Origin of the sequence: Streptococcus sp. HMSC072G04 (genome assembly GCF_001813295.1) — a bacterium.
Lineage (GTDB): Bacteria > Bacillota > Bacilli > Lactobacillales > Streptococcaceae > Streptococcus.
The window spans coordinates 1-232 of sequence record NZ_KV812023.1; the positions used below are offsets into that span (position 1 = coordinate 1).

Below are 232 nucleotides of genomic sequence, written 5' to 3' on the forward strand. Positions count from 1 at the left end.
GTAACATACGTGAAAGATGCTCAAAAAGCGATCATCAAATATGTCAACGAAAAAGGCAATGTGGAATTAGATCGTGATGTGGTCAATGGTAAATCCGGTGAAGCAATTGATTACAGCACAGATGGTAAGATTTCAGCATTTAAACGCAAAGGTTATGAATTAGTCAACGATGGTTTCACGAATTCTGTGAATAAGAAATATGACTTTGATGCCAAAGTAGACCAAGAGTTTA

Annotated in this window: 1 protein-coding gene; it reads left to right on the forward strand. The window is 36.2% G+C overall.

The features are described from left to right. Positions 1 to 232 (forward strand): mucin-binding protein (locus HMPREF2904_RS05745; RefSeq protein WP_141751199.1); only part of this gene is annotated, 232 nt, incomplete at both ends.